A 26911-nucleotide genomic window follows, 5' to 3' on the forward strand; every position below is an offset into this window, starting at 1 on the left:
CGTCAGCGGGCGGGCGCGAGCGGGAGCCGGAGCACGAAGCGGGCACCCTGGTCGCTGTCCTCGAGCGTGAGCGTCCCCCCGTGCGTCTGGGCGATCTGGCGGGCGATGGACAGCCCGAGCCCGGTGCCGCCGGCGTCCTTGGACCGGCCGGCGTCGAGCCGGGTGAAGCGCTGGAAGACGAGCTCGCGCTTGTCGGGCGAGATGCCCGCGCCGTCGTCGAGCACCTCAAGCATGCCCTTGCCGTCCTCGCGCCGCACGGTGACCGTGAGCCTGGACACCGCGTGCCGCTCGCCGTTGTCGAGGAGGTTGTTGAGCAGGCGCGCCAGGGCCAACCGGTCACCGACGACGACCACGCCGGGCGTCAGGTGCCGGACCACCTCCACCTTGCGCGACCTGCGGTCGAGCTCACGGGCGGCGAGGCCGCCGAGGTCGGTGGGCTCGCAGCGGGGCGGCGCGCCGGCGTCTAGCCGGGCGAGCTGGAGCATGTCGGTCACGAGCGCCTGCAGGCGGTCGCAGCTGCTCAGCAGGGCACGCCCGGTGGCCGGCCAGTCCGCGTCGTCGCTGTGCAGCAACGCCTCCTCGATCTCCGTACGCATCGCGGTCAGCGGGCTGCGCAGGTCGTGCGAGGCATCGGAGGCGAAGCGCCGCTGCCGCTCGACGGCCGCCTCCGCCCGGTCCAGGGTCTGGTTGGCGGTCTGGGCGAGCCGCCGGATCTCGTCGTGATACTTCGGCACCGGAACGCGCTGACTCAGGTCGGTCGCGGTGATCCTGGCGAGCTTGCTCGTGATCGCCTCCACCGGGCCGAGCGCCTTGCGCACCGTCTGGTACGTGCCGAGCGCGGTGAGCGCGACCAGCAGGAGCGAACCGCCGAGGAGCGCCCCGAGCAGCGGGCCGCTGACGTACCACGGCACGGTGTCGTCGGCCGCGTAGATCGTCCACAGTCCGCCGGTGTTGTGGAAGCGGAACGCGACGATGATCATGCACCGGTCCGGGAACGCCGGTGAGGCGCACAGCATCTTGCTCGTCTCCGGAGTCGTCAGCTCCGGCCGGAACGCGGCCATGCGCGGGCGGCCGGTCAGGGTGTCGCTGACGGAGACGATCCGGCCGCGGTAATCGATCACCTGTACGCCGGCGACGCCCTGATCAAGCAGCACCGGAGGCAGTCGATCGCGTTTGGCCTGGTAGGCGAGGCGTACGGCGTTGGTGGTGATTTCGTCAATCTTGTAGCGTTCGGCGGTTCCGTGCAGCACGCCGAAGACCAGCAGCACGGCAACGGTGCACAGCAGCGCCATCACCGCGCTCGCCAGCACCGTCAAGCGGATCCGCACCGAGGATCCTCGCCACCTGCTCATCTGATTCCCCCCGGTAATCAGATGATCCATGAGGCCCGTGGCCCCGCCCGGTGTCCCCACCCGGCTCACCTGGCACGTTACCTCTGCCGGAGATCGCCGCCGTGGCCGGGACGCCGCTGTCCGATCCCTACCCAGTCCGGCCGCTTACACAGCGCCCGGTCACGCGACACGTCTCACCGCGCCCGTCTCACAGCGCCTGTCCCCCGCGCCCGTCTCACCGCGGTGAGCTCACCCCGGCTGTCTCATCCGGGGGAGTGCCGCTCGACGACGTAGCAGCCGTTGGCGAAGCCCGTCACCGGTCGGCCCCGCGCCATCAGCCCGCCCAGCACGTCGCGTACGGCGTGCCGCCAGGCCTTGGCCGTCTCCGGGGCGGTGCGGCGCAGGGTCTCCATGTCCGCGGGCACGGCGACGAGCACGGCCGGGGCGTCCGCGGGCAGGGCCACCGGCAGCCCGTCCCGCTCGGTGAGCACGGCAACCGCGCCGTCCGCACCCGCGGGCCGGTGCGGCAGGCCGTCGCACGCCCGCACCACCCGCGGGTCGTCCAGCCGCCACACCGCGAGGACCCGGTCGGACTCGTCGCCGGCGTTGACCGCGTCGCGCATCGGACCGTAGAAGTCGGGCAGGTACTCCTCCGGCAGGGCGGCCAGCTTGGCCAGGTTGAAGTGGGCGTTGCGGCGCACGAGAGGATCGAAGGTCCAGGTGATCCGGCTCAGCCCGCGTTCCAGGGCCCAGGCCCGCTGGTGCAGCTTGAGCGCGAACCCGGCGCCGGGCCGTACGGCGCCGGTCACGTGCGAGTGCAGCGCCTGCCCCGCGGGCGCGGCGAGGAAGGCGACCGCGGCACCGACGAGTTCCCGGCCGTCGAACGCCCCGGACACGTATCCGCCCGCGTGCGACAGCGCCCGCATCAGCTCCGCCGTGATCGGCGGGTTCCACGGCTCCGGCCGCCAGATGCCGTCGAACAGCCGGACCACCCGCTCGAACTCGGCGATCGTGCGCAGCTCGGCGACTCGCAGGCCGCGCCGCTCGGCCGCCCCGGCCGCCTGGTCCCAGGCGGCGGCGGGGCCGCAGGGGTTCACGCGGCATCCCCGGCGGTCCGTCTCATGTCCCGCCGTGCGGGATGGGCGCCGCCGGTGATCGGCCCGCCCGACAGCACGTACTCGGCCAGCGCCGCGACCAGGCGGGCGCGGACCGGCATCTCGGCGACCAGGACGTGCTCGTCCGCGGCGTGCGCGCCGCCGCCCACCGCGCCGAGGCCGTCGAGTGTCGGGCAGCCGGCGCCCGCGGTGAAGTTGCCGTCCGAGCCGCCGCCGACCGACGCCCCGCGCAGCGGCGCCATGCCCAGCTCGGCGGCGAGCCGTACGGCGACCTCGAAGAGCCCCGCGGAGGCGGCGGGGTCGAGGGGCGGGCGGTTCGGCCCGCCGCGCAGCTCCAGCCGGACGCCCGGAGTGCGCGGGGCCAGCGCGCGCATCAGCTCGTCCACCCGGCGCTGCGCCGCCCGGTCCGGCACGCGGACGTCGACCGCCACCCGGCCCAGGGCCGGCACCGTGTTGGTGCTCGTCCCCGCCGTCAGCATGGTGGGGGTCACCGACGTCGCCCCCGCCCTGGACGACGAGTCGACCTGGGCCGCGACGCCCGCGATGGCCAGCACCTGGTGGGCCAGCTCGACGCCGGCGTTGGCCCCCAGCTCGGGTTCGAGACCGGCGTGCGCGGCCCGGCCGTGCACGGTCAGCTCATACCGCGAGATGCCCTTGCGCGCCGTCTTCAGCGCGCCGGCGTCCGCGCTGGCCTCCAGCACGAACGCGGCGGCGCACCGCGACGCGATCGACTCGATCAGCGGGCGGGAGGTCGGCGAGCCGAGCTCCTCGTCCCCGACGACGAGCACGGTCAGCCCGTCGGGGGACGGCAGCGAGGCGACCGCGTGGAAGAGCTGCACGAGGCCGGCCTTCATGTCGAACACGCCCGGGCCCCGCGCCACCCCGTCCCGCACCGACCACGGGTGCTCGCGCAGCGTGCCGACCGGCCAGACCGTGTCGTGGTGGCCCAGCAGCAGGACCCGCGGCGGGCCGAACGACCAGCGCAGGTGGGTCACCCCGCCGACGACCAGGGTCTCCGGCTCGGCCCCCAGCAGCCTGCGGCCCAGCGCCCCGACGACGCGGGCGCTGCGCGCCACCGCCTCGTGGTCGGTGGAGTACGACTCGCAGAGCACCAGCTCCTCGAGGTCGGCCAGCATGGCCTCCAGATTCACCGCCGGGGCCGTTCCGGCTCAGGCCGTTCCCGGGCGGGCCCTTCATGCGCGGGCCTTTCATGAGCGGGGCGGCCCAGCTCTGCCCGGAACAGGCGCATCACGTTGGCGCCCAGGATCTTCTGGATCTCCTCCTCGGAGAAGCCCCGCTTGACCAGCGCGTCGGTCACCAGCGGCAGGCCACGCGGGCCCTCCAGCCCGGGAATGGCGGCGTTCGAGTCGATCCCGGAGTAGCTGAAGCCCTCGCAGCACGGCGGAGTGAGGTCCTCGTTCACCTCGCGCATGAAGTCGGGGCCGAGGCCCACGTGGTCGATGCCGGCGACGCCCGCGACGTGCTCGATGTGGTCCACGAGGTGGTCGATCGTGGCCGAGCGGGCGTCCTCGGTGAGGAACGCGGCGAGGAAGTTCACGCAGACGACGCCGCCGCCCGCGGCGACGCCTCTGAGCTGCTCGTCGGTGAGGTTCCTGTGGTGGTCGCGCAGGGCGCGGGCGGAGGAGTGGGTCGCGATGACGGGCCGGGTCGCGATCTCCAGCACGTGCGCGACTCCCGTGGCGCCGAGGTGCGAGATGTCGAAGAGCATGCCGAGCCGCTCCATCTCGCGCAGCGCCTCGACGCCGTGGCTGGTGAGCCTGGAGCCGGTGCCGTCCTGGCCGCTGCCGTCGGCGAGAGCCGTACGGCCCCAGTGGGCGATCGAGGCGACGCGGACCCCGAGGCGGTGCAGGGCCGGGATCAGCTCGACGCTCTCGTCGATCCCCGGCATGCTCTCCAGGGCCGGCACGAGGGCGATCCTGCCGAGGGCGAGGGCCTCGTCGATCTGCCGCCCGTCGTGGCACAGCGCCACCGCGTCGGGGTTGCCCTCGGCCAGCACGTGGGCGCACTCGATCATCCGCAGGGTCTGGCGCAGCGCGCCCTCCGGGCGGAACTGGCTCTCCACGAACACGGGCAGCACCTGCACGTCGACCCCGCCCTCGACGAGCTGGGGGAGCCACCGCTCGCGGAAGAACGAGGCCCACATCGCGGGCGGCCGGGCGGAGACGGCCATGAGCAGGTCGTTGTGGGTGTCGGCGACCACGGACCTGACGTGCAGGCTCTGCTGGTCAACGGGCATGGTGTCGACGGGCACGCTGGGGATCCTTCCTGACGGCGGGGTCAATGGGGACGTTACTCTTCCCGGGTCGTTCCGCCAGCAGGCTGTAGTGTGCGCGGGTGGAATCGATCTCCTGCACCCTCGCCGAGGTGGTCGAGTGCCTGGAGGCGCTGTACGACCCCTCGTGGGCCGAGTCCTGGGACGCGGTGGGCCTCGTCTGCGGCGACCCGGAGCAGGCCGCACGGAAGGTCCTGTTCGCGGTCGACCCGGTCGCCGTGGTCGTGGACGAGGCACTCGGCTGGGGGGCCGACCTCGTCGTGACCCACCACCCGCTCTATCTGCGCGGCACCACGAGCGTCGCCGCCACCACCTTCAAGGGCCGGGTCGTGCACCGGCTCATCCGCGGCGGCGCCGCGCTCTACGCCGCGCACACCAACGCCGACGTCGCCGACCCGGGGGTCTCCGACGCGCTCGCGCGGGCCGTCGGCCTGACCGGGGACCTGCGGCCCCTCCAACCCTCCGCTGCCGACCCGCGGCGCGGGCTCGGCCGGATCGGGGACCTGCCCGCCCCGATGCCACTGCGGGAGTTCGCGGCGCTGGCCGCCTCGGGCCTGCCCCGTACGGCGGGGCCGCTGCGGGTCGCGGGGGATCCCGGCAGGCCGGTGCGGACCGTCGCCGTCTGCGGCGGCGCGGGCGACTCCCTGCTGGGCACGGCCAGGGCCGCGGGCGTGGACGTCTTCCTCACGGCCGATCTGCGGCACCATCCGGCGAGCGAGCACATGGAGGCGGACGGGCCGGCGCTCGTCGACGCCTCCCACTGGGCCACCGAATGGCCGTGGCTGGCGGACGCCGCCCGGCGGCTGACGTCAGCGTTGGCGGCCAGGGGCATTACTGTTGAGGCGCGCGTCTCAGACGCCGTCACGGACGCCTGGACGGCGACGACCACCGACTTGGACCCCCGAGCATCTTGAGGGATTTGGGATGAAGGCCGCACCTGAAGCACAGAAGCGTCTGCTCGATCTCGCTGAGCTCGACACCGGGCTCGACCGGTTGCGGCACCGCCGGCGCAGCCTGCCGGAGCTCGCCGAGATCGACGAGCTGTCCAAGAGGCTGGCCCAGGTCTCCACGCAGATCATCGCCGCCGAGACCGAGGCCGGCGACCTCGCCCGCGACCAGGCCAAGGCCGAGTCGGACGTGGACGCCGTACGCGTCCGGGTCGAGCGCGACCAGAAGCGCCTCGACTCCGGGCAGGTCTCCTCGCCCAAGGATCTGGCGAGCCTCCAGTCCGAGCTCGTCTCGCTGCGGCGCAGGCAGTCGGACCTGGAGGAAGTCGTGCTGGAGATCATGGAGCGCCGGGAGGCGGCCGACGCCCGGGTCACCACGCTCAAGGCAGAGCGTGAAGAGGTGACCGGCACGCTGCGCGCCGCCGAGGACCGCAGGGACGCGGCGTTCGCCCAGATCGACAAGGAGTCCGGCGAGCTGACCTCCGGCCGGTCCGCGATCACCGCCGACGTTCCCGCCGACCTGCTCGGGCTGTACGAGAAGATGCGCGAGCAGAGCGGCGTCGGCGCCGCCATGCTGCACGGCGGCCGCTGCCTCGGCTGCCGCACGAGCCTGTCGATCGCCGACCTCAACCGGATCCGGGCCGCCGCGCACGACGAGGTGGTCCGCTGCGAGGAGTGCCGCCGGATCCTGGTGCGTACGGCCGAGTCCGGTCTGTGACGGTCGCGATGGGTGCCACGGGGGGCTTCATCGTCGAGGCCGACGGCGGGTCGCGGGGCAACCCGGGCCCGGCCGGGTACGGCGCGGTGGTCAAGGACGACGCCGGGCGGGTGCTCGCCGAGGCGGCCGAGTCGATCGGCACCGCGACCAACAACGTGGCCGAATACCGCGGCCTGATCGCCGGGCTCCGGGCGCTGCTCGCGCTCGGCGCCGAGGGCGGGCAGGTCGAGGTGCGGATGGACTCCAAGCTGGTCATCGAGCAGATGGCCGGCCGGTGGAAGGTCAAGCACGAGGGCCTGCGGCCGCTCGCCCTGGAGGCGGCGGGCCTGGCCCGGCGGTTCCGGGTCACCTGGACGTGGATTCCGCGCGAGCGCAACAGCCACGCCGACCGGCTCGCCAACGAGGCGATGGACGCGGCGGCCCGCGGGGAGACCTGGCAGGCGAGCGAGATCACCTCGGCGCCGGAGTCCGCCCCGGTCGTCGAGCCCGGCGCCGAGCCGCCCAACACCGACGCGCCCACGCTGTTCGACGAGCCCTCCGCCGCCCCTGCTCCGGCCGCCCCTGCTCCTGTGGGCTCGGCTCCGGCCGCCGCCGACGGGCGCTCGGGGACTTCCGGCGCGCCCGGTGTGCGGACCGCCGACGGGGACGCGGGCACGGCGGCCGGAACCGCCACGTCCCACGACAGGCGCGGGCACGGATGGATGCCGCGGGCCACCCGTGTCGCCACGTCGCTGCTCCTGCTCAGGCACGGGCAGACGCCGCTGTCGGTGGAGAAGCGGTTCTCCGGGCTGGGCGACCCGTCGCTCACCCCCACCGGCCTCGCGCAGGCCGAGGCCGCCGCCCTGCGCCTGTCGCGGCAGCCGTACGAGGTCGAGGTGATCGTCGCCTCCCCGCTCGCGCGCGCCCGGCAGACGGCGGAGGCGGTCGCCGCCCGGACGGGCCTGACGGTGCTGGTCGACGACGACCTCCGCGAGACCGACTTCGGCGACTGGGAGGGGCACACGTTCGCGGAGATCCAGCAGCGCTGGCCCCGCGAACTGGCGGCCTGGCTGGCCGACCCCGACACGGCGCCGCCCGGCGGGGAGAGCTTCGCGTCGACCGCCCGGAGGGTCGAGCAGGCGAGGGACCGCATCGTGAAGGCCCACGAAGGCCGCAGCGTCGTCGTGGTCTCCCACGTGACCCCGATCAAGATGCTGGTCCGCTTCGCGCTGGGCGCTCCGCCGGAGGCCCTCTATCGGATGCACCTCGACCTGGCCTGCCTGTCGGCGATCGACTACTACGCCGACGGGCCCGCCGTCGTACGGGCGCTCAACGACACCGCCCACCTCTCCTGACGCCGTCCCTCCCAGGGGACGAACCGCCGCGGGATCGCACGCGCAGCCGTGCCCCCGCGGCGTCGGCGTTTTCCGGCCCGGACGAGGCGTCGCCGTACGCCGGGGTGCTTGTACCCGTCAGTTGAGAGTTTCACCGTGAAAACCTGGTGGTCTGCCAGACAAGTCTCCACGTGGAAGTTCAACGATACCGTTGAAGGTATGGATATCGGCATCAAGGACGCCGTCCAGGCCGTCGAGGCCGCCTCCGTCATGAGGCTGCTCCGGGGCCGGCCACGGCTGCTCGCCCTGGGCGAGCCCACCCATGGCGAAGACCTCCTGCTCGACGTGCGCAACGCGCTCTTCCGGCGGCTCGTCGAGCAGGAGGGCTACCGGACGATCGGCATCGAGAGCGACTGCCTGATGGGCCTGGTCGTGGACGACTACGTCACCTCGGGCACGGGCAGCCTCGACGAGGTCATGAAACGCGGCTTCAGCCACGGATGGGGCGCGTCCGCGGCCAACCGCAAGCTCGTGCGCTGGATGCGCGCGTACAACGAGGGACGCCCCGCGTCCGAGCAGGTGCGCTTCGCCGGTCTCGACGGCCCGCTGGAGATCAGCCACGCCGCGAGCCCCCGGCAGGCACTGACCGCCCTCCACGGCTACCTCGCGGCCGGGGTGGACGCGGACCTGCTTCCCTGCGACGCGGAGACGCTCGACCGCCTGCTCGGCGCAGACGACCGCTGGGCCAATCCCGCCACGATGATGGACCCGTCCCAGTCCGTGGGGCGGTCGGCCGAGGCCAGGCAGCTCCTGCTGCTCGCCGACGACCTCGTGGCGCTGCTCGAGGCGGAGACGCCGCAGCTGATCGCGGGCTCCTCGCGGGACGGCTGGGACCGGGCCCGCCTGTACGGGCGTGCCGCCACCGGCCTGCTCCGCTATCACCAGTGGATGGCCGACACCTCACCGGGCCGCATGCCGCGGCTGCTGGGCCTGCGGAGTTCGATGATCGCCGCCAATATCCTCGCCGTCGCCGAGCGGGGCCCGGCGCTGCTCCACGGCCACAACGCGCATTTCCAGCGGGACAAGAGCACGATGCGGATGGGCGACGTCCCGTTCGAGTGGTGGAGCTCCGGCGCGATCGTGCGCGCGCAGGTGGGTGAGGAATTCGCCTTCCTGGCCACGGCCCTCGGCACGATCCGGCACCGGGGAGTGGACGCCCCGCCCCCGGACACCCTCGAAGGGCTCCTCTACGCGCTCCCCGAGGACCGCCACGTCGTCGATGCCCGCCGCCTGGCCGCCGTCCTCGGCGACGCCCGGCCCGCCCTCCGGGTGTCCCCCTGGTTCGGGTACGCCCCGCTGGACCCGGCGCACCTCGCCGCGTACGACGGGATCGTGTTCGTCAAGGACGTCACACCGAGCTAGGTCGTGTGGTGAGGAAGCCCCTCGCGGGGCAGGACGACGCGGAAGGCCGCCCCGGCGCCGGGCCGCGTCCGCAGCTCCACCCGGCCCCCGTGCGCCGTGACGATCGACCGGACGATGGCCAGCCCCAGCCCGGCCCCTCCGGCGCCGCTGCGGCTGCGTGAGCCGTCCACCCGATAGAAGCGGTCGAACACCCGGGCGGCCTCCTCCGCGGGCATCCCCGGCCCCTCGTCGGCGATCACGAGGACGCCGTCGTCTCCGGCCGTGCCGACTCCGACCCGCACCGGCGTGCCCGGCGGAGTGTGGGCGACGGCGTTGCCCACCAGGTTGGAGACCACCTGCCGCAGCCGCGCCTCGTCCCCGAGCACCGGCGCCTCGCCCGGCGGCCCGCCGTCCGGCCCGGTCAGTGTGACTTCCCGTCCGGGGTCGAGCGCGCGCAGGTCGTTGTGGGCGTCGGCGGCGAGCGTGCGCAGGTCCATGGGCGCGAGGTCCATGGGCAGGGCCTTGTCGCTCTCGTCCAGGCGGGCCAGCAGGAGCAGGTCCTCCACGAGCCGGACCAGGCGTCCCGCCTCGCTCTCGATCCGATCGAGGGCGAGTCCGGCTTCGGGCAGCCCGCCCATCCGGTGCAGTTCCGCGAACCCCTTGATGCCGAACAGCGGGGTGCGCAACTCGTGACTGACGTCCGCGACGAAGCGGCGCATCCGTGCCTGCGCCCGTTCCCGCGCGGCGAAGGCCGCCTCCAGCTGGCCGAGCATGACGTTCAGGGCGGCCGCCAGCCGGCCGACCTCGGTGCGGGGCGCGGCCAGCGCCGGGACGCGCCGGGACAGGTCGCCCCCGGCGATGGCCGCCGCGGTCTCCTCGATCTTCCGCAGTGGCCGCAAGCCGCGCCGGACGGCGAACCACCCGATGACGGCGAGCGACGTCAGGAGCGCCGCCGCGGTCGCCGCGCAGACCATCGTCAGGCGGCCGACGGTCGACCTGACCCCGCCGAGCGACGCCGCCACGACGACGCTGCCCCGGCTCGTCGCGGGGGCCGACCCCGTCGCAGGGGCGGGCCCCGGGACGGCGACGACCCGCCACCTGCCGTCGGAGCCGGTCGCGTCGAACGGCCGCCCGCCCAGCCGCCCAACCGCGGTGGTGTCGAGCCGGGGCAGCGCCGGGCCCCGATCCCGCGGCCCGTCCCGCAGCCACCGGTCGCTCTTCTGCTCGACGCCGCCGTCCGCACTCAGATAGGCGACGTACACCTGGTCGATCAGGTCCATGCCGGGCACCGCGGTGAGCGACTGCGTGCTCAGCCGGTCGGACGGCAAGGCGGTCAGCCGGGCCGGGATCCGCGACAGCACCGCCGCCATCGCCGTGAGCTGCTGGTCCACGCGTCCTATGAGGTGGGCCCGCAGCGTGGCGACCGCGACCGCGCCGCTGACGGTCAGGCCGGCCGTGAGCAGGGCCATGGTGGTCAGCAGGAGCCGCCCGCGCAGCGACAGGCCGGTGGCCCACGGGCGCGACCCCGAACGCTCCCGTGTCCCGGACGGCGTCGTGGTCACGGCCGCGGCCCGCGCAGGACGTAGCCCACGCCGTGCATGGTGTGGATGAGCTTGGGCCCGGACGTGTCGATCTTGCGGCGCACGTAGCTCACGTACGTGTCCACGATGCTGGAGTCGCCGGCGAAGTCGTACCGCCAGACGTGCTCCAGGATCTGGGCCTTGGACACCACCCTCCCCGCGTTGAGCACCAGGTAGTGGAGCAGCCGGAACTCGGTCGGCGACAGCTGTACGGGGACGCCCGCCCGGATCACCTGATGGCCTTCCGGGTCGACTTCGAGGTCGGCCACCCGCAGCGTGCGGTCCTCGGGGGCGGCCCTGGCCCGCCTGAGCACGGCCTCGATCCGGGCGAGCAGTTCCTCCAGGTCGAACGGCTTGGTGACGTAGTCGTCGCCGCCCAGACGCAGACCGTTGATCTTGTCCTGCGTGGTGTCGCGCGCGGTCAGGAACAGCACCGGCACCTGACCGGGACGGCCGCCGGACAGCGGGCGGGGAAGCTCCCGGAGACGGCGGACGACCTCGAAGCCATCCATTCCGGGCAGCATGACGTCGAGGAGCACGAGGTCCGGCGGCGTGGTCCGGGCGTTCTCCAGGGCCTGCGCCCCGGTCGCGGCCGAGGTCACCGCGTATCCCGCGAAGCGCAGTGTGGCCGCCAGCAGTTCCCGCACCACGGGTTCGTCGTCGACCACCAGCAGGTGCCGCCCCTCCACCCGGGCCTCCCTTCTGCCGATCACCGGAAGATTAGGCACGCGGTGTTAAGCCCGCCGTACAGGACGGCGTGCGACGAGCTCCCGCACGCGGCCGGCGGTCTCACGTCACGCGTCCCGCCGGCGGAAGACGGCGACGGCGGCGCAGAGCAGGACGAGCACGGTGGCGGCGAGCACGCCGGCGCCTGCGAGCGGCGCGAGCAGCTCGGTGCCGGGATGGACCACGAAGATCCGGGCGCCCGCCGCGCTCGGCCACCAGGTGACGATCCACTCGGCCACCGGCTTCGGGAACAGACTCGCCGTGCCGGGCAGGATCAGAAGGAACGTCCCGAGCGAGACGGCCCCCGCCGACCTGCGCAGCAGGAACCCGAGCGCCATCCCGTAGAGCCCGATCAGGCCGGTGAACAGGCCCGCGCCCAGCAGCGCCCCGGGCACTCCGGGATCATCGAGCCCCGCACTCGGCACGCCCCGCGCCGCCAGAGCCGCCTGGCTGAGCGTGAACGACAGGAGCGCCAGCGGCGGCCCGGCGAGGAGCGTGGTCAGCGCGACGACGGCCCCCTTGCCGAGGAGGAGCAGCCCGCGTCCCGGCACGGCGGTGATGCTGACCGGCATCGTTCCCGCGGCGTACTCGCTGGTCACGGCCAGCACGCCGACCGCGCTCACGAGCACCCCCACCAGCACGAGAGCGCGGAAGGCCGTCTCGGTGGGGTCGAAGGCCGCCCGGTCGGCGGCCGACGCGTTGAAGTACTCGCGTGCGGCCGCCGTGCCGAACAGGTAGCCGTACGAACCGGCAGTGACCACGGCCCCGGCCAGGCAGCCGAGCATGGCCCGGACGCTGCGGAACTTCACCCACTCCGAGCGCAGCACGCCGTACGCATTCATGAGGCGCCCCCGGCGGCACTCGCGGCGAACTCGACGCTGTCGCCGGTCAGCTCCAGATAGGCGTCCTCCAGGGACGCCCGCCGGGGCGTGAGTTCGTGCAGGACGATTCCGTGCGCGCCGGCGAGACCGCCGACCTCGGCACCGGACATTCCGGTCACCATCAGGCCGCCGTCGGCGCCGGGCCGTACGGCCGCGCCGGACTCCCGGAGCAGCGAGGCGAGCCGCTGCGCATCGGGGGTGCGCACGAGCACCCCCTGCCGCGCGGCCGACCGGACGAACGCCTCCAGCCCGGTATCGGCGATCAGCCGCCCGCGGCCGATGACGACGAGGTGGTCGGCGGTGAGGGCCATCTCGCTCATCAGATGGCTGGACAGCAGGACGGTTCTGCCCTCGGCGGCCAGGCCCCGCGTCAGCGTGCGGATCCAGCGGATGCCTTCGGGATCCAGCCCGTTGACGGGTTCGTCGAGCAGGACCACCGGGGGATCGCCGAGCAGCGCCACCGCGATGCCGAGCCGCTGCTTCATCCCCAGCGAGAACCCGCCGGGCCGGCGGCCCGTCACATCGGCCAGGCCCACGAGGCCGAGCACCTCCTCGACCCGGCGCCGTCCGATGCCGTTGGCGTACGCCAGGAAGAGCAGGTGGTCGAACGCGGTCCTGCGCGGGTGCATGGCCTGCGCGTCGAGCAGCGCGCCCACCTCCCGCAGGGGTACGGGCAGGTCGGCATAGCGCCGCCCGCCGATCGTCGCGCTGCCGCTCGTCGGCCTGTCGAGCCCGAGGATCATCCGCATCGTGCTCGTCTTGCCCGCGCCGTTCGGCCCGAGGAACCCGGTGACGACGCCCGGCCGTACGTCGAAGCTGAGGCCGTCCACGACGGCGACGTCGCCGTACTTCTTGGTCAGCTGCCGCAACTCAATCATGGGACGCAGGCTCGCTCACCGGACTGCGTGACCTCTGAGAGGATCTGTGCGGTTTCTGTGAGCGGTTCGCCCCCGACCTGGGCCGGTGTCGTCCTGCGCTGCGGTCCGGCGGGAGAACTCAGAGAGTCTTCACATGATCCCCGGTCGGTCCGGGGAATGATTCTGGAGCCGCTAGGCTTACCTTCACGGTGGACGAGCCGGCCGGGCGGCCGCGTCAGGGCCTCACGGCCCTGCCGAGGAAGGTCCGGGCTCCACAGGGCAGGGTGGTCGGTAACGCCGACCCGGGGTGACCCGCGGGACAGTGCCACAGAAAACAGACCGCCCCCTTCGCGGGGGTAAGGGTGAAACGGTGGTGTAAGAGACCACCAGCGCCCACGGTGACGTGGGCGGCTCGGTAAACCCCACCCGGAGCAAGGTCAAGAAGGGACGTTCTCCGGAACGTCCCGCGCGTGACGTTCGAGGGCTGCCCGCCCGAGCCGCGCGGGTAGACCGCTTGAGGCCGCCGGCAACGGCGGTCCTAGATGGATGGCCGCCGGTCAGCCTCACGGCTGATCACAGAACCCGGCCTACAGGCCGGCTCGTCCACCTTCCGCCCCTCCGAGCCGGGCCGATGCCCGGATCACCCCTCCTCGGGGCAAATCGCAGCGGAACGGAACGCCGGATCGAGCGCCTTCCGAGCCTGCTCGGAGGCTTCCGGCGCGAGATGCACTCCCTGCGCCGGGAGAGCGAACCATGCCCAGGCGGCGATGCGGCTGAAGGAAAGGCCATCGGCCCTTCCTGAACCGCTCTGAGGGAGTCGCGGCATGGGCGCGAGCGAACCTTCCTACCTGTCCTGCTGCCGACGCGCCATCTCGGTGATCCAGACGGGCGCGAACGGAGACGTGCAGCCAGGAGGAGTCGGGTAGTCCTTGAGCACCTCCAGGCGCTCACCGATGTCGATCGCGCGGGCGCGGTGCTCGGCGTGATCGATCCCGATCTGCGCCAGGCAGTGATTCATCGCCCATTGCAGGCGATCCGGGGCGTCTTTCATCTTCGCCTCGATGACGTCGAGCAGTCCTGCGAGGTCGAGGCCCTCAGGCTTCTTCGCCACCCGTTCGGTGGTGAGCGCCCAGCCGGCACTCGCGACCACCGGATCCGGATCGGCGGACCAGGCCAGGCGCAGCTCTTCCGAGTGCGGGTTCTTCTTCACCACGTAGTTCACGAGCCAGTCGTGCACCTTCGGTGTGCGCGCCTCGCGCACCATGGTGTTCAATTCGTCGCGCTCGAACGCCTTCGGGCGGCAGATCAGGATCGCCAGCAGTTTCGCCGCGGTGTCGTCCGTCTCCCAGAGCCGGCGCGCGAGTTCCTGCTGCGTCTTCAGCCGCTTTGCGAGGGCGCGCAGCCTGCCGAGGTTCACACCGTGATCGTCACCGTGTTTCTCATTAACCTTGCGGGTCTTCGGGTCCTCGAACCCGGCCAGCTCGGCCATCACCTCGGCCACCGTCGTCTCGGCCACCTCAGCCTCCTGTCCACCGCGTGCGGGATTCAGCCTACGAGCACTCGCATCGCCCACACGAGAGCGCCGGCAGCAGATTCACAAGCCGTCAGGCGATGGCGCGGCCTGCTGGAATGCGCCCGCCGTCCCGATAATCCATTCGCGTGACGGGCCCGCGGGCGCCTAGCGTTGACCCCTCCACGGGCGCGGAGGACATGCCCTGCCCGTGGCTTCCTATCAGGAAATGGAGGTGCGGAGCGGAATGACCTGTCATCTTGTCGCGCTCTGCTTCGATGCGCACGACCCGCTCCGTCTCTCGCGCTTCTGGGCCGGCGTCCTGGGCTGGGAGACGACCGACGACCCCCAGGACGGCATCACGCTCCTGCCGAGCGATGACACCGGGTTCCGGCTCCGATTCGTTCCAAGCCGGGAGCAGAAGACCGGGCAGAACCAGATGCACTTCGATCTGACGAGCACGTCCCTTGAGGACCAGCAGCAGACGGTGGCGAGGGCGCTCGAACTCGGCGCCCGGCACATCGACATCGGCCAACGCCCGGACGAGGATCACGTCGTGCTCGCCGACCCTGAGGGCAACGAGTTCTGCGTCATCGGGCCGGACAACCAATTCCTCGCCGACTGCGGATTCATCGGAGCGCTGGCGTGCGACGGTTCGCAGGAGGCCGGGTACTTCTGGAGCAAGGCACTGGGCTGGCCGTTGGTCTGGGATCAGGATCAGGAGACCGCTATCCGCTCGCCGCACGGCGGGCCGAAGATCACCTGGGGTGGTCCGCCGCTCATGCCGAAGACCGGGAAGGAGCGGCTGCATTTCGACCTCGCTCCACCCGCCGACGGCGACCGCCAGGCGGAGGTCGACCGTCTCATCTCCCTCGGGGCGACGCGCGTCGACATCGGTCAGGGTGAGGTCGACTGGGTGGTGATGGCCGATCCCGACGGCCACGAGTTCTGTGTGCGGACCCCGCGATAGCGCGAGACCGGCGCCCGGGTCCCTTCAGTTCCATGCGGGAAAAATAGGTACGAGCGTCGCCGGATTCGCTGCAAAGCTGAGCGCGTGAACGATACGCACACCGTGGTCCTTGTCGAGGGAATGAGCGACAAATCGGCCATCGAGGCGCTGGCCGAGCGCCGGGGCCGGAACCTCGCCGCCGAAGGCATCGACGTTGTCGCGATGGGCGGCGCCACGAACATCGGGGCGTACATCGGCAAGTTCGGCCTCCCGGGTCTCGAACTCCGGTTGGCCGGTCTGTGCGACGCGGGTGAAGAAGGCGCCTTCCGGAAGGGGCTTGAGCGCGCCGGCTTCGGATCCGCTCTCACGAGAAGCGATCTGGAGGCGCTCGGATTCTTCGTGTGCGTGGCCGACCTGGAAGACGAGCTGATCCGCGCCCTCGGCACGGCCACGGTTGAACGCGTCGTCGATGCCGAGGGCGAGCTCGGCTCGTTTCGCACGCTGCAGAAGCAGCCCAACTGGCGCGGGCGCAGCACCCACGACCAGCTGCGCCGATTCATGGGAGCAGGCAGCGGCCGCAAGATCCGCTACGCGGGCCCGCTCGTCGCGGCGTTGGAGCCCGATCGTGTGCCCCGGCCGCTGGACGGGTTGCTGGCCCACCTATGAGGCTCCTCACCAATTTCCGCTCTGTACGGGACGGCGGGGAAATCCGAGCGTTTACGGCTAGCCCGGAAGGAACACGGGTCCCTTGCCCCACAGCGAGTGCCATATCAGCGCCAGCGCCAAGAAAACGCCTCCTCCGATCCCGGCGCCCAGTAAGAGAGTCACCGCGACCAGCTTCATCAGCGCGTACGGAGAGCGCCGAGTTGAGCGTCGGGAAAACGACATACCGAGAATCCTTTGTCACCGGTCCCGGCGGGTCAATCCCGTTCATGGAGAGATCCGATTGCGGTTCGGGGCCTACTATTATCCCCGATCCCGCCGGACTGGGCTTCGGTATCGATGCTCGCGCCCCACCACTCGGCTGGAGGCGGGGGAGTGGTCACGGGGTCTCGCCGACGACGTCCGGTATTTTTCCGGAGACCTGGGACAGGGATAAGGGATAGGAAAACACCGAGGAACGAGGCGGTGATTTTAGCCGGCCATGGGAATCGTCACGGACGGGTCAGGGAATCTCGGAGACGTGACATCGCTCCGCTACCTCCGTGATTGTCTCGGCGAACTCGATGAGCTGGAGCGTGGCATCAAGCACGGCATCGACAGCATGTGCAGCAAGCTGTATGGGGCCATCGACTGGCAGCGGCGGTTCGAGGCCGATGTGTCGCACGAACTGCGCACCCCGATCGCGGGACTGCGGGCCCAGCTGGAGGAGGCCCGGCTGCATCCCGGCGAGCTCGACGTGGACGACCTGCTCGAACGGGCGCTCAGGGACGTGGAACGGCTGCACGCGCTGGTCGACGATCTCTACCTGCTGGCCCAGCTTCAGGCCGCCGCGCAGCCGGCCGAGCCGGTCCTGCTGGACCTCGGCGATCTCGTACAGAACGAACTGACCCGGCGCACCGACAAGCGCGACGTGAAGGTGCAGGTCGTTCCAGGGGTTCTGGTGCGAGGCCTGGACGCGCGGCTCCGGAGGATGCTGTCCGAACTGCTCGACAACGCGCAGCGGCACGCGAAGACGGTCGTGTTCGTCCAGGTCCGGCGTACGGCCGATGCGGCGGAACTCGTCGTGGCCGACGACGGCGACGGAATCGCGCAGGAGGACCGGGAGCGCGTCTTCGATCGCTTCACCCGCCTCGACGCCGCCCGCTCCCGCGATCGCGGCGGGACCGGCCTCGGCCTGGCCATCGTCCGCAACATCGCGTACGGCCACGAGGGACAGGTGCACGTGGAGCGGTCGTCGGCCGGTGGTGCCGCCTTCGTCGTCCGGCTCCCACTGGCCTGACCGATCCCTGGCCGGGTCACGAGTCCACAGTGGCAGACGGCGATCAGGGGCCGGTCCGGGGGGCCCCGGTGATCGCCGCCACGGCGTCGGCGATCTGGGTACGCAGCGTGTCAGGGGCGGCGGCCAGCCCGGGGCTGAGTCTGGGGCCGAAGGGGCTCGCCGCAGACCAGGCCGTGGCGAGCGCCAGGATGGCCGTCAGCAGGAATTCGGGTGCGAAGCGCGCTGCCGGGCCGTCCGCGTCCCGCGCCGCCTCCATGGCCGAGACCTTCGCACTCTGCGCCGCGTGGCGCAGGGCGACCTCGCCGGTCTCCTGCTCCAGGCCCGCCCAGGCCATCAGCCGCATCAGGCCGGGCTCGGCCATCGCGAAGTCGAAGACCCGCGCCGCGTACCCGGGCAGGTCGTCGGGAGTGAACCGCAACTCGTCGTAGACCCGCCGCAGGTTCTGCTCCAGGACGGTGGCGAACAGGGTCTCCTTGCTCTGGAAGTAGATGTAGAGCAGGTTCTTGTTGCAGCCGGCCGCCTTGGCGATGCGGTCGACGCGCGCCCCGGCGATGCCGTGGGCGGAGAACTCGTCCCGCGCCGCTTCGAGGATGCGTGCCTTGGTCGCCTCGGCGTTCCCTGTCGCCACGGCGGCATCTTACCGCTGACTAACCGGTTAGAACGCGGCGTAAGCTAACTAACAAGTTAGACAGCTCCTGGAAGGGACACGACGATGGACGCACGTACATGGCTGATCACCGGGGTGAGCAGCGGCTTCGGCAGGGAGATGACCGAACGGCTGCTGCGGCGCGGCGACCGCGTCGCCGGGACGGTCCGGCGGATGGAGGTGATGGACGACCTGAGGGCGGAGTACGGCGACCGGCTGTGGCTCGCCCGCCTCGACCTGACCGACGGCGCCGCGATCGGGGCGGTCGTGGACCGGGCGTTCGCCGACCTCGGCAGGATCGACGTGGTCGTCAACAACGCCGGATACGGCCTGTTCGGCGCGGCCGAGGAGCTCACCGACGAGCAGATCGTCCACCAGATCGACACGAACCTGCTCGGCTCGATCCGCGTGGTCCGCGCTGCGCTTCCCCACCTGCGCCGTCAGGGCGGTGGCCGCCTCATCCAGCTCTCCACGTACGGCGGTCAGGCCACCAACGCGGGTGCGTCGGCGTACCACGCGAGCAAGTGGGGCATCGAGGGCTTCATGGAGTCGACGGCCAAGGACGTCGCCCCGTTCGGCATCGGGGTGACCATCGTCGAGCCGGGCAGCGCCCGCACCCGATTCCGCGACGGGAGCTCACGGCTCGCCACGCCGCTGAGCGCCTACGACGACAGCCCCGCCGCCCTGACCCGGGGCATCCGCGACCCCGCGCTGCCGTCCGTCGGCGACGTCGCGAAGACGGCCGCGGCGATTCTCGGCTGTGCGGACCTGGACCCCGCGCCCGTACGGGTCGCCCTGGGCAGCGATTCCTACACCCACATCCACAAGGCGCTCACCGGACGGCTCGCGGAACTGGAGGCGGGACGGGACCTCGCCTTCTCCACCGATGCCGACACCGACGCCCGCGCGGGCGCCGCGTAGAGGCCGCGCGCCGCTGAAGACGGCCCAGCCCTTTCCCGGCGCCGGTCCTCTCCCGAGCTCCTCCATGAAGCCACTCCTCCAGGGAGCCGGCTCGGCATGGCTCCGCGAGCCGGGCCGCGTCGCGCACCCCTCCGGCAGCCGGAGCCGTCCGGGCTCAGGAGAACCGCTCGACGGTCACGGGCACCGCTCCCGCGTGGCGCATCGCCGTCGTCAACCGCCGCAGCAGCGGCCCGAGGGCCTCGGAGGACGCGGTCCCCAGGTGGGCCGTGAGATCGAGGCAGCAGGCGACACCGGGCCCGATGCGGCGCACCTCCCACGTGAAGACGTCCGGGTCCGTTCGCAGCTCGCCAGAGCCCACGATCCGGGTTCCCGGCTCGCCGGCCTCGCCGGCGAGCGCCACCACGTCCGTGAGGAGAGGCAGGCGTGGCTCACCGGCGAACAGGACGCGGTAGACCCGCGTGTCGTGGAACCCGTCGGGGACCCGGGGCGGGGTGAGGCGCAGGGGAGGGGAGTCCGGCAGAGGCTGGTGGTCGTGGAACAGAGCCCGCAGCCGCGTCTCGCCGGGCAGTTCGCCCCCGCCGAGACCGCGGTAGGCGGCCTCGGCCTCGGGACGGCTCACCGCGCGGGCCCGGGCGCGCAGGCCGGGGTCCTCGCGCAACGCGCGTCCGAAGGCCGCGGAACTCCACCAGTCGCCGTCGCCCGCGGTCCATCCGGCGGTGTCCAGGCCGACGGTCCTGAGGTCGTCGGTGAGCGTGAACTCCTCGACGACGACTCCCTCGGCCGGGGCTCCGTCCGCGCCCGCCGCCTGCGTGATCAGGTAGTAGTCCAGAGCCGCCTGCGATCCGGGCTCGGCGGTGACGCCCGCCCACCCGCGCCCGCGTATGTCGCTGGTCATGGGCGCACCCTACTGACCTTCGGCCGTCCGCACGCCGGGTGGGCGGCTCGCCCAGTGCCTCACCGGGACTGCGCCCGAGGGGGGAGCGGGGCGGGCTCAGTGAGGCATGGCGCTCATGTCCGAGCCGGTGCCCGAGCTCATGCCGCCCATGTCGTGGCCGGGAACGTTCCCGTTCTCGTCGGCCACCATGAACACTCCCGCCATCCCCATGTCCGAGTGGCTTTGGACATGGCAGTGGTACATCCAGGCGCCGGGCCCGACCCGCTCCCCGGCGATCACCTGGAAGCCGAACGACTCGGCCGGTCCGGTGATCTTGGTGTCGATGATCCGGGTCTGCTCCTGCGGGTTGTCCAGCAGACCGGTGCGGTTGTCCGCCCAGCGGTGCCCGTGGAGGTGCCACGTGTGGAAGAAGTCCCCATGGGTGACCACGATGAACTCCACACGCTCGCCGATCTTCGCCATGAAGTGGGGAGCCTCGCCGGCCTTGGCGTTGTTGACGGTCATGTCGTTGAAGAAGACGACGAACTGCTTGTCCGGCAGGATGTCGCCCTTGCGGCGCACCACCAGCGCGCCGTACAGGCCTCTCTTGATGCCGCCGGTGCCGTGGTCGGTCCCCACGACGTGGTCGTGGTAGTGCCAGTAGCCGGCGCTGCCGGGCTCGATGGTGCCGCCCGGGCGGCGGCCCGGCGCGTGGGTGCGCCAGACGTAGGTGCGCCGGCCTCCCGGCTCCACCACGCTGTCGCTCATTCTCGTGCCGTCGCTGGTGAACTCGTAGTCCACCCCGTGCACGTGCAGGCTGGCGGTGACATCGGTGTTGTTCACCAGCTCGATCTCGAGGGTCTCGCCTTCGACCATCTCGATGAGCGGGCCGGGGATGGTGGCCTTGCCGGGCTCCAGACCGTAGCCCAGCAGGTTGTTCGGCAACTTCTCCGCGTACAGGGTGATGCGGCGGACGTCGCCTTTGTCGGGCTTGCCGGTGACCTTGTCGGATGGCGCCGCGTCGGCCTGGCTCGTCCCGACCAGCGGCACGAACGCGGCGGCCGTCGCGGCCGTGGTGAAGGCGCGCCGGGAGAACAAGCCTCGCGTCGTACCCCTGCCTACCTCGGTCATGGTTCCCCATTCCGGTCGTGACGCCTCACTGTCGTGAGGCGAACGGCACCTGTCGTAGCGCCGGCCCGGGGGCCGGCCTGGACGGCGCGACGTCTCGCTGTGGCTCCCCCGCAGTGGAGTGGGTTCCGGCCAGGACGGGGACCGGTCAACGAGCCTTTCGACACCGTGGATAAAGCTTTCGAAGGAAGTAGGCGATACTTCTGCTGAAAAGTCAAGAAGTCATGTTGTAAGTAAGAGAACTTTGTCACGGGGCTGGCTGAAGTTCGGTGAGGCTGCTACGTTGAGCCCAAACCGCCCCCTTGACTCGGCTCGACTACCACAGTCCACGCAGGTCTCTGGGCATCACATGGCCCTCGTCCCCCCGCCCGCCCACGCAACCATCCGCGACTCCCCGAAAGGCTCAGCGGTGCTTCGGCGACACCCCCCACAGCCGACATCCGCCCCGCACGGTCCGCCCTCTCATGTCCCGGCGGACCTGCGGCTCAGACGAACCGGACCACGCCCCGGCGGCGCCGCCAGGCGTCGCCGGCCTCGCGGCACCCCGGCCTGAGACCGGCAAGACACCCTCATTCCGGTCGCCGTCCCCGAAGGACGGCCGGCGACCGCTGCACCGATCAGTCCCGGCGCCCGCCACGACGGGCTCCGCGGCGATCGCCCGCCGACAACGCGATGAACGGCGATGCCGCACGTCCGCGACGGCCCAACCGCCCCGACCGCGCCATCACGCGACGCGTCACCGCGTCACCGCGACGCGGGCTCAGGGACAGAACGGCAAGTGAGAGGAGGAGACCGGCAGAACCCTCGCGCCTTTCGGCATCTGCGTGCCCGGTCGCCGCCACGGCTGACCGAACGACCTCCGCAAGGTGCTGATCCAACCCCCCGACCTGAAGGAGCGAACGATGGGTCGCAGAGACCTGCTCGTACACCCCTGGCCACCCGCCTGGCGCCGCGCTCTCGTCACGGCGTCGAGCGCCGCCCTGACACTGGGACTGGCGACCGTCCCCGCCATGCAGGCGCAGGCCGCACCGGCCCTTCCCGCCGCGCAACTGCAGGCGCAGGCCAAGCCCAACCCTCCCGAGCCGGATACCGGTAAGCCAGGCAAATCCGCGGAGCCGGTCAGTGTGCTGGTGTTCCACGGACCCGCCAAGGAACAGAGCGACCCGGTAGAGAAGGCCGCGGACTCGATCAAGAACCTGGGCAAGGACAACGGCTTCTCCGTCGAGGTGTCCGAAGACCCGGCCGTCTTCACCTCCAGCAACCTGGCGCGCTATCGCGGGGTGGTGTTCCTGTCCGCCAAGGGCGTGACGCTGAACGCCGCCCAGGAGGCCGCCTTCCAGGCGTACATGCGGGACGGCGGCGGGTTCGTCGGCGTCCACGACGCCGTACGCGCGCAGCCCGACTCATCTTGGTTCACCGAACTGGTCGGCACCCGCCCCGCCGGCAGCCTGCCCCCGGCAGAGAAGGTCGTGGAGATCACGGCGAACGCGGACAACCCGCCGAACGAGACCAAAGAGAAGCTGGTCGACGGCAACAACAACAGCAAGTGGCTGACGTTCAACCCGACCGGCTGGGTCTCGCTGAAGCTGGAGCAGCCGAAGGCGATCGCCCACTACGCGCTGACCTCGGCGAACGACTTCCCCGGCCGTGACCCGAAGGACTGGACGCTGCAGGGCTCCCAGGACGGGAAGAGCTGGACGGACCTGGACAAGCGGACCGGGGAGACCTTCCCCTCGCGGTTCCAGACCAAGGAATACAAGTTCACCAACGGCACGGCGTACGCGTACTACCGGCTGAACATCACGGCGAACAGCGGTGAGCCCCTCATCCAGCTGGCCGAGCTGCGGCTGTTCGGTCCCGACGCCGGGCCTCCGCCGGACAGCCAGGTGCAGAAGGCCACGGTGGACTTCACCGACCGTCAGCACCCGGCGAACAAGGGCCTGCCGTTCAACGCGACGCGGTCCGACAAGTGGATGAACTGGAGCCCGAGCCCGCTGGGCAAGGTCCAGACGGTCGCGCAGGTAGAGGAGTGGACCTACAAGGCGGGCCTGAACGGCAACGGCGCGTTCCACCCGATCTCATGGTGCCGCGACTACGACGGCGGCCGGTCGTTCTACACCGGCATGGGCGGCACCGAGGAGAGCTACACCAAGGACGACCAGTTCAAGAGCCACCTCGGCGGCGCGATCAAGTGGGCGGCCGGCCTGGTCCGCGGTGACTGCCAGGCGACCATCGCGTCGAACTACAAGATCGAGCGGCTGACCGCGCAGAACCAGTCGGGCCAGCTCGACCAGATCGGCGAGCCGCACGGCCTGACCGTCGCCCCCGACGGCAAGATCTTCTATGTCGGCAAGGCGGCCTGCCCCACCGGCCCGATCGCCGACTGGAACGACCCGAAGGTCGGCCTCGGCTGCGGCACGATCCACCAGTGGGACCCGAAGACCAAGCAGGTCAAGCTCCTCACCACCCTCGCCGTCATGGGCAACCGCGGCAGCGGCGACGAGCTGGTGAAGAACGAGGAGGGTCTCCTCGGCATCGTGCCCGACCCCAAGTTCCAGGAGAACGGCTGGCTGTACGTCTACTGGATGCCGCACGAGTCGATCGACAGGGACAAGCGGATCGGCAAGCGGACGATCTCCCGGTTCACCTACGACTCCGCCACCCAGACGATCGACCAGAAGACCCGCAAGGACCTGCTGCAGTGGGACACCCAGATCCACAGCTGCTGCCACGCGGGCGGTGGCATGGCCTTCGACAAGGAGGGGAACCTCTACGTCGGTTCCGGTGACAGCAACTCCTCCGGCGGGTCGAGCGGTTACTCCGGGAACAACTGGACCCAGGACTACAAGGGCACCTCGTTCCAGGACGCCCGCCGCACCGCGGGCAACACCAACGACCTGAACGGCAAGATCATCCGTATCCACCCGGAGGCCGACGGGACGTACACGATCCCGAAGGACAACCTGTTCACGGGTAAGGAGGAGGGCGGCGGCAAGACCCGCCCGGAGATCTACGTGATGGGCGTCCGCAACATCGCGCGGCTCCAGTGGGACAACGTGAACGACTGGCTGACCGCCGGATGGGTCGGTCCGGACGCGGGCGGCCCGAGCGAGATCTGGGGTCCGGCGAAGTACGAGACCGCGACGATCCTCACGTCCGCCGGCAACCAGGGCTGGCCCTACTGCATGGGCAACAGGCAGCCCTACCGTGACCGCAGCAACGTCGACGCCAACCAGCCGGCCGACTGGTACAACTGCGGCAACCTGAAGAACACCTCGCCGCGCAACACCGGCCTGGTCGACATCCCGCCGGCCCGCGACAACATGATCTGGTTCTCGCCGCAGGGCGGCGGCCCGGTCTACCCGAAGCGGACCGACGGCAGCGGCCTGCCGACCTACAAGCTGGGCGACGAGACCTTCACCGAGCCCTACCTTTCCGGCGGCGGCCAGGCGATCATGTCCGGGCCGACCTACCACCGCTCCGAGGTCGACACCGACAGCGGCGTCGCGTGGCCCGCGTACTGGGATAACAAGTGGTTCATCGGTGACGAGTCCAACGCGAACAACCGGGTCGCCGTCACCGTCGACCCGAAGGGCGTCAAGGACGCGAAGCCGCCGGTCTTCGCCGAGGACCTGCGCTCCATCATCCAGCCCGGCGGCGGCGCCTCCCAGCTGCAGTCGTGGATGGACGCCAAGTTCGGCAAGGACGGCGCCCTCTACATGCTGGACTACGCCGGTGGCTTCTTCAGCCTGCACCCGAACCAGAAGCTGATCCGCGTCACCTACCAGGGTGGTCCGGCGACGCCGAACCCGAGCCTGGCCACGGTGCGGCCGGAGCGGCAGAGCACGCCGAAGACGGTGGTGTTCTCCCACACCAGGGCCGGCGGCGTGAAGTGGGAGTGGGACTTCGGCGACGGCAGCAAGCCGTCGACCGAGGCCGACCCGACGCACACCTACAAGGACTTCGGCACCTACAAGGCCACGCTGAAGGTCACCTACGCCGACGGCGAGGTGGCGACCGGCGAGGTCACCGTCGAGATCGGCTGCCCGGCGCCCGACACCCAGACGACGGTCCGGCTGCTGGACACCGACACCGGCGTGGCCAACCGCGTCGTCGGCGGCGGTTGCACGATCAACGACCTGATCGACGACGAGCGCATGTGGTCGAACCACGGCGAGTTCGTCAAGCACCTCAACGACCAGGTGAACGAGTTCCGCAAGGCCGGCGTCATCGACAACAAGGAGGCCTCCACGCTCAGTAAGGCGGGGGCGCAGTCCGAGATCGGCAAGACGAACGGCTACGAGACCATCTTCGACGGGACCGCGCAGTCCCTGCAGGGGTGGTCGCAGGCTCCGACCGGCCAGTTCATCCTGCAGCAGGACGGCACCCTCCGCACCTCCGGCGGAATGGGCATGCTCTGGTACTCCGCGAAGGCGTACGCCGACTTCTCGGTGCGGCTGCAGTTCCGTGACGTCGCGCCCGGCACGGCTCGGGCCAACACCGGCGTGTTCGTCCGGTTCCCCGACCCGCGGACTCCGCTGGACCAGCGTCCGGCCGGCAGTTGCGGCACGGTCGGATCGGCCCGTACGTCGGAGGCGTGGGTCGCGGTCTACTGCGGCCACGAGATCCAGATCTACGACGGCGACTCGGGCGAGCCGCAGAAGACGGGCTCGATCTACAACTTCCAGCCGAACACGCTGGACAAGGCGGGGGCGACCCCGAAGGGCCAGTGGAACGACTACGAGGTCCGGGTGGTCGGGCAGCACTACACGATCATCCGCAACGGCGTCGTGATCAACGAGTTCGACAACACCCCGGGCAAGTCGTCGTCCCGCGCCGGCGACCCCGCCACGGACCTGCGTCAGTTCGTCAGCGGGTTCATCGGGCTGCAGAACCACAGCAACACCGACCTGGCGGAATTCCGCAACGTCCGCGTGCGGGAGCTCTGACCCGGTAGCCGGGCGGGGGAAGCCCCCCGCCCGGCCCCACCCCATGACCTCAGGCGGACAGACGCCGTTCGTCCGCCCACATGCACGTTCTGTGAGGTGCGACCTCAGATGCAGTTAATGACAGGAAGGCTACGCAGGGCGCTACGCGCCACCGTGGCCGTGGTGCTGTTGTGCGTGACGCTTCCGGCGCTGTGGCTGTCGCCGGCGAAGGCCGCCGTGCCGAAGCCCGAGGCGCGGCAACAGGTCAGCCAGGCGGCGGCGCAGGTGCTCACCTGGACCGCCGACAACAGCATGACCGCGTACAAGGACGTGCCGGCCACGGCGGTCGCGGGACCCGCGACGATCGTCTTCGAGAACAGCATGGCGACCGGCAGCACATTCGGGATGACGCACACGCTGACCTTCGACACGTCGACGCCGGGCTACAACCACGACGTCAACGTCAACATCATCGCCAGCCCGTACGACGCGGACGGCGGTCGGCACGAGATCCAGGTGAACCTCACCCCCGGCAAATACCGCTTCTTCTGCGCGATTCCCGGCCACCAGATGGTCGGCGAGCTCGTGGTCACCCCCGGCGGCTCCACCGACACGACGGCGCCGCAGGTGTCCGCCAACGTGTCGGGTGAGAAGGACGCCGACGGCAACTACGTGGGTTCTGCGACGGTGACGGTCTCGGCGAGCGACAGCGAGTCGGGCGTGGACCGGGTGGAGTACGCCCTGGACAACGGGGCGTTCACCACCTACTCGGCTCCGGTGTCGGTGAACGCGGCGGGGTCGCACAGGGTGCAGTATCGGGCGACCGACAAGGCGGGCAACGTCTCGCCGGT

Annotated in this window: 22 protein-coding genes and 1 other RNA gene; 11 read left to right on the plus strand and 12 right to left on the minus strand. The window is 71.3% G+C overall.

From position 1 onward, the window contains the following. Positions 1–2: 2 nt before the first annotated feature. The 4 genes from BXA11_RS12160 to BXA11_RS12175 form a co-directional block, all read right to left on the minus strand. The gene (locus BXA11_RS12160; RefSeq protein ID WP_239104960.1) at positions 3–1328 is read right to left on the minus strand and encodes a HAMP domain-containing sensor histidine kinase; all 1326 of its coding nucleotides are present in this window, start codon (positions 1326–1328) and stop codon (positions 3–5) included. A 266-nt stretch (positions 1329–1594) separates the two neighbouring features. After that, complete coding sequence (locus tag BXA11_RS12165) at positions 1595–2428, minus strand: GNAT family N-acetyltransferase (RefSeq protein WP_076434605.1); 834 nt, start codon at positions 2426–2428, stop codon at positions 1595–1597. Further along, positions 2425–3582, minus strand: a complete 1158-nt coding sequence (locus BXA11_RS12170) for a M20/M25/M40 family metallo-hydrolase (RefSeq protein WP_083744200.1) — start codon at positions 3580–3582, stop codon at positions 2425–2427. Before BXA11_RS12170 ends, BXA11_RS12165 begins: the two co-directional genes overlap by 4 nt. An 11-nt stretch (positions 3583–3593) precedes the next feature. Beyond that, positions 3594–4718 carry a dipeptidase gene (locus tag BXA11_RS12175; protein ID WP_231513705.1) on the minus strand — a complete coding sequence of 375 codons (1125 nt, stop codon included), beginning with the start codon at positions 4716–4718 and terminating at the stop codon, positions 3594–3596. Between the two features lie 83 nt (positions 4719–4801). On the opposite strand from BXA11_RS12175, the gene BXA11_RS12180 reads away from it, so the two are divergent. From BXA11_RS12180 to BXA11_RS12195, 4 genes are all read left to right on the plus strand, one after another. Continuing rightward, on the plus strand, positions 4802–5653 hold the full coding sequence (locus BXA11_RS12180; RefSeq protein ID WP_083744176.1) for a Nif3-like dinuclear metal center hexameric protein: 852 nt from the start codon (positions 4802–4804) through the stop codon (positions 5651–5653). A gap of 10 nt (positions 5654–5663) precedes the next feature. Next, complete coding sequence (locus BXA11_RS12185; protein WP_076434606.1) at positions 5664–6404, plus strand: zinc ribbon domain-containing protein; 741 nt, start codon at positions 5664–5666, stop codon at positions 6402–6404. A gap of 8 nt (positions 6405–6412) precedes the next feature. Further along, positions 6413–7738, plus strand: coding sequence for a bifunctional RNase H/acid phosphatase (locus tag BXA11_RS12190; protein ID WP_076434758.1), 1326 nt, complete (start codon positions 6413–6415; stop codon positions 7736–7738). A gap of 198 nt (positions 7739–7936) precedes the next feature. Next, on the plus strand, positions 7937–9139 hold the full coding sequence (locus tag BXA11_RS12195) for an erythromycin esterase family protein (protein ID WP_076434607.1): 1203 nt from the start codon (positions 7937–7939) through the stop codon (positions 9137–9139). Here the strand turns inward: BXA11_RS12195 and BXA11_RS12200 are convergent. The 4 genes from BXA11_RS12200 to BXA11_RS12215 all read right to left on the minus strand — a co-directional run bounded on the left by BXA11_RS12200 (position 9136) and on the right by BXA11_RS12215 (position 13183). Further along, positions 9136–10680: a sensor histidine kinase gene (locus BXA11_RS12200; protein WP_204053627.1), complete on the minus strand. Its 1545-nt coding sequence runs from the start codon at positions 10678–10680 to the stop codon at positions 9136–9138. The genes BXA11_RS12195 and BXA11_RS12200 overlap by 4 nt on opposite strands. Continuing rightward, positions 10677–11411 carry a response regulator transcription factor gene (locus BXA11_RS12205; RefSeq protein WP_239104961.1) on the minus strand — a complete coding sequence of 245 codons (735 nt, stop codon included), beginning with the start codon at positions 11409–11411 and terminating at the stop codon, positions 10677–10679. Before BXA11_RS12205 ends, BXA11_RS12200 begins: the two co-directional genes overlap by 4 nt. 81 nt (positions 11412–11492) lie before the next feature. Beyond that, the gene (locus tag BXA11_RS43085; RefSeq protein ID WP_159454770.1) at positions 11493–12266 is read right to left on the minus strand and encodes a hypothetical protein; all 774 of its coding nucleotides are present in this window, start codon (positions 12264–12266) and stop codon (positions 11493–11495) included. Next, positions 12263–13183, minus strand: coding sequence for an ATP-binding cassette domain-containing protein (locus BXA11_RS12215; protein WP_076434610.1), 921 nt, complete (start codon positions 13181–13183; stop codon positions 12263–12265). The genes BXA11_RS43085 and BXA11_RS12215 overlap by 4 nt, the downstream gene beginning before the upstream one ends. Positions 13184–13376: 193 nt before the next feature. On the opposite strand from BXA11_RS12215, the gene rnpB reads away from it, so the two are divergent. Continuing rightward, positions 13377–13768, plus strand: an RNA gene (gene rnpB, locus BXA11_RS12220) — RNase P RNA component class A. A gap of 238 nt (positions 13769–14006) precedes the next feature. Here rnpB and BXA11_RS12225 read toward each other — a convergent pair. Continuing rightward, on the minus strand, positions 14007–14651 hold the full coding sequence (locus tag BXA11_RS12225; protein WP_076434761.1) for a DNA alkylation repair protein: 645 nt from the start codon (positions 14649–14651) through the stop codon (positions 14007–14009). Between the two features lie 268 nt (positions 14652–14919). Between BXA11_RS12225 and BXA11_RS12230 the strand changes: the two genes are divergently transcribed. From BXA11_RS12230 to BXA11_RS12240, 3 genes are all read left to right on the plus strand, one after another. Next, a complete protein-coding gene (locus BXA11_RS12230) occupies positions 14920–15642 on the plus strand; it encodes a VOC family protein (RefSeq protein ID WP_076434762.1) in 723 nt (240 codons plus the stop codon). Positions 15643–15726: 84 nt separating this feature from the next. Beyond that, the gene (locus tag BXA11_RS12235; RefSeq protein ID WP_076434611.1) at positions 15727–16287 is read left to right on the plus strand and encodes a TOPRIM nucleotidyl transferase/hydrolase domain-containing protein; all 561 of its coding nucleotides are present in this window, start codon (positions 15727–15729) and stop codon (positions 16285–16287) included. A gap of 517 nt (positions 16288–16804) precedes the next feature. Then, complete coding sequence (locus tag BXA11_RS12240; RefSeq protein ID WP_159454771.1) at positions 16805–17563, plus strand: sensor histidine kinase; 759 nt, start codon at positions 16805–16807, stop codon at positions 17561–17563. A gap of 43 nt (positions 17564–17606) precedes the next feature. On the opposite strand, the gene BXA11_RS12245 is transcribed toward BXA11_RS12240, so the two are convergent. Continuing rightward, on the minus strand, positions 17607–18191 hold the full coding sequence (locus BXA11_RS12245; protein WP_076434613.1) for a TetR/AcrR family transcriptional regulator: 585 nt from the start codon (positions 18189–18191) through the stop codon (positions 17607–17609). Between the two features lie 84 nt (positions 18192–18275). On the opposite strand from BXA11_RS12245, the gene BXA11_RS12250 reads away from it, so the two are divergent. Further along, on the plus strand, positions 18276–19130 hold the full coding sequence (locus BXA11_RS12250) for an SDR family oxidoreductase (protein WP_076434614.1): 855 nt from the start codon (positions 18276–18278) through the stop codon (positions 19128–19130). Positions 19131–19284: 154 nt separating this feature from the next. Here BXA11_RS12250 and BXA11_RS12255 read toward each other — a convergent pair whose 3' ends face one another. Beyond that, the gene (locus BXA11_RS12255; RefSeq protein WP_083744177.1) at positions 19285–20025 is read right to left on the minus strand and encodes a hypothetical protein; all 741 of its coding nucleotides are present in this window, start codon (positions 20023–20025) and stop codon (positions 19285–19287) included. Positions 20026–20121: 96 nt separating this feature from the next. Then, the gene (locus tag BXA11_RS12260; RefSeq protein WP_204053629.1) at positions 20122–21102 is read right to left on the minus strand and encodes a multicopper oxidase domain-containing protein; all 981 of its coding nucleotides are present in this window, start codon (positions 21100–21102) and stop codon (positions 20122–20124) included. Between the two features lie 932 nt (positions 21103–22034). Between BXA11_RS12260 and BXA11_RS12265 the strand changes: the two genes are divergently transcribed. Both BXA11_RS12265 and BXA11_RS43900 read left to right on the plus strand, forming a co-directional pair. Then, positions 22035–26081, plus strand: coding sequence for a ThuA domain-containing protein (locus BXA11_RS12265; protein ID WP_076434616.1), 4047 nt, complete (start codon positions 22035–22037; stop codon positions 26079–26081). A gap of 117 nt (positions 26082–26198) precedes the next feature. After that, the coding region (locus tag BXA11_RS43900; RefSeq protein ID WP_208865562.1) for an OmpL47-type beta-barrel domain-containing protein at positions 26199–26911 on the plus strand (713 nt) is incomplete at its 3' end.

This window comes from Microbispora rosea, from assembly GCF_900156315.1.
Lineage (GTDB): Bacteria > Actinomycetota > Actinomycetes > Streptosporangiales > Streptosporangiaceae > Microbispora > Microbispora rosea.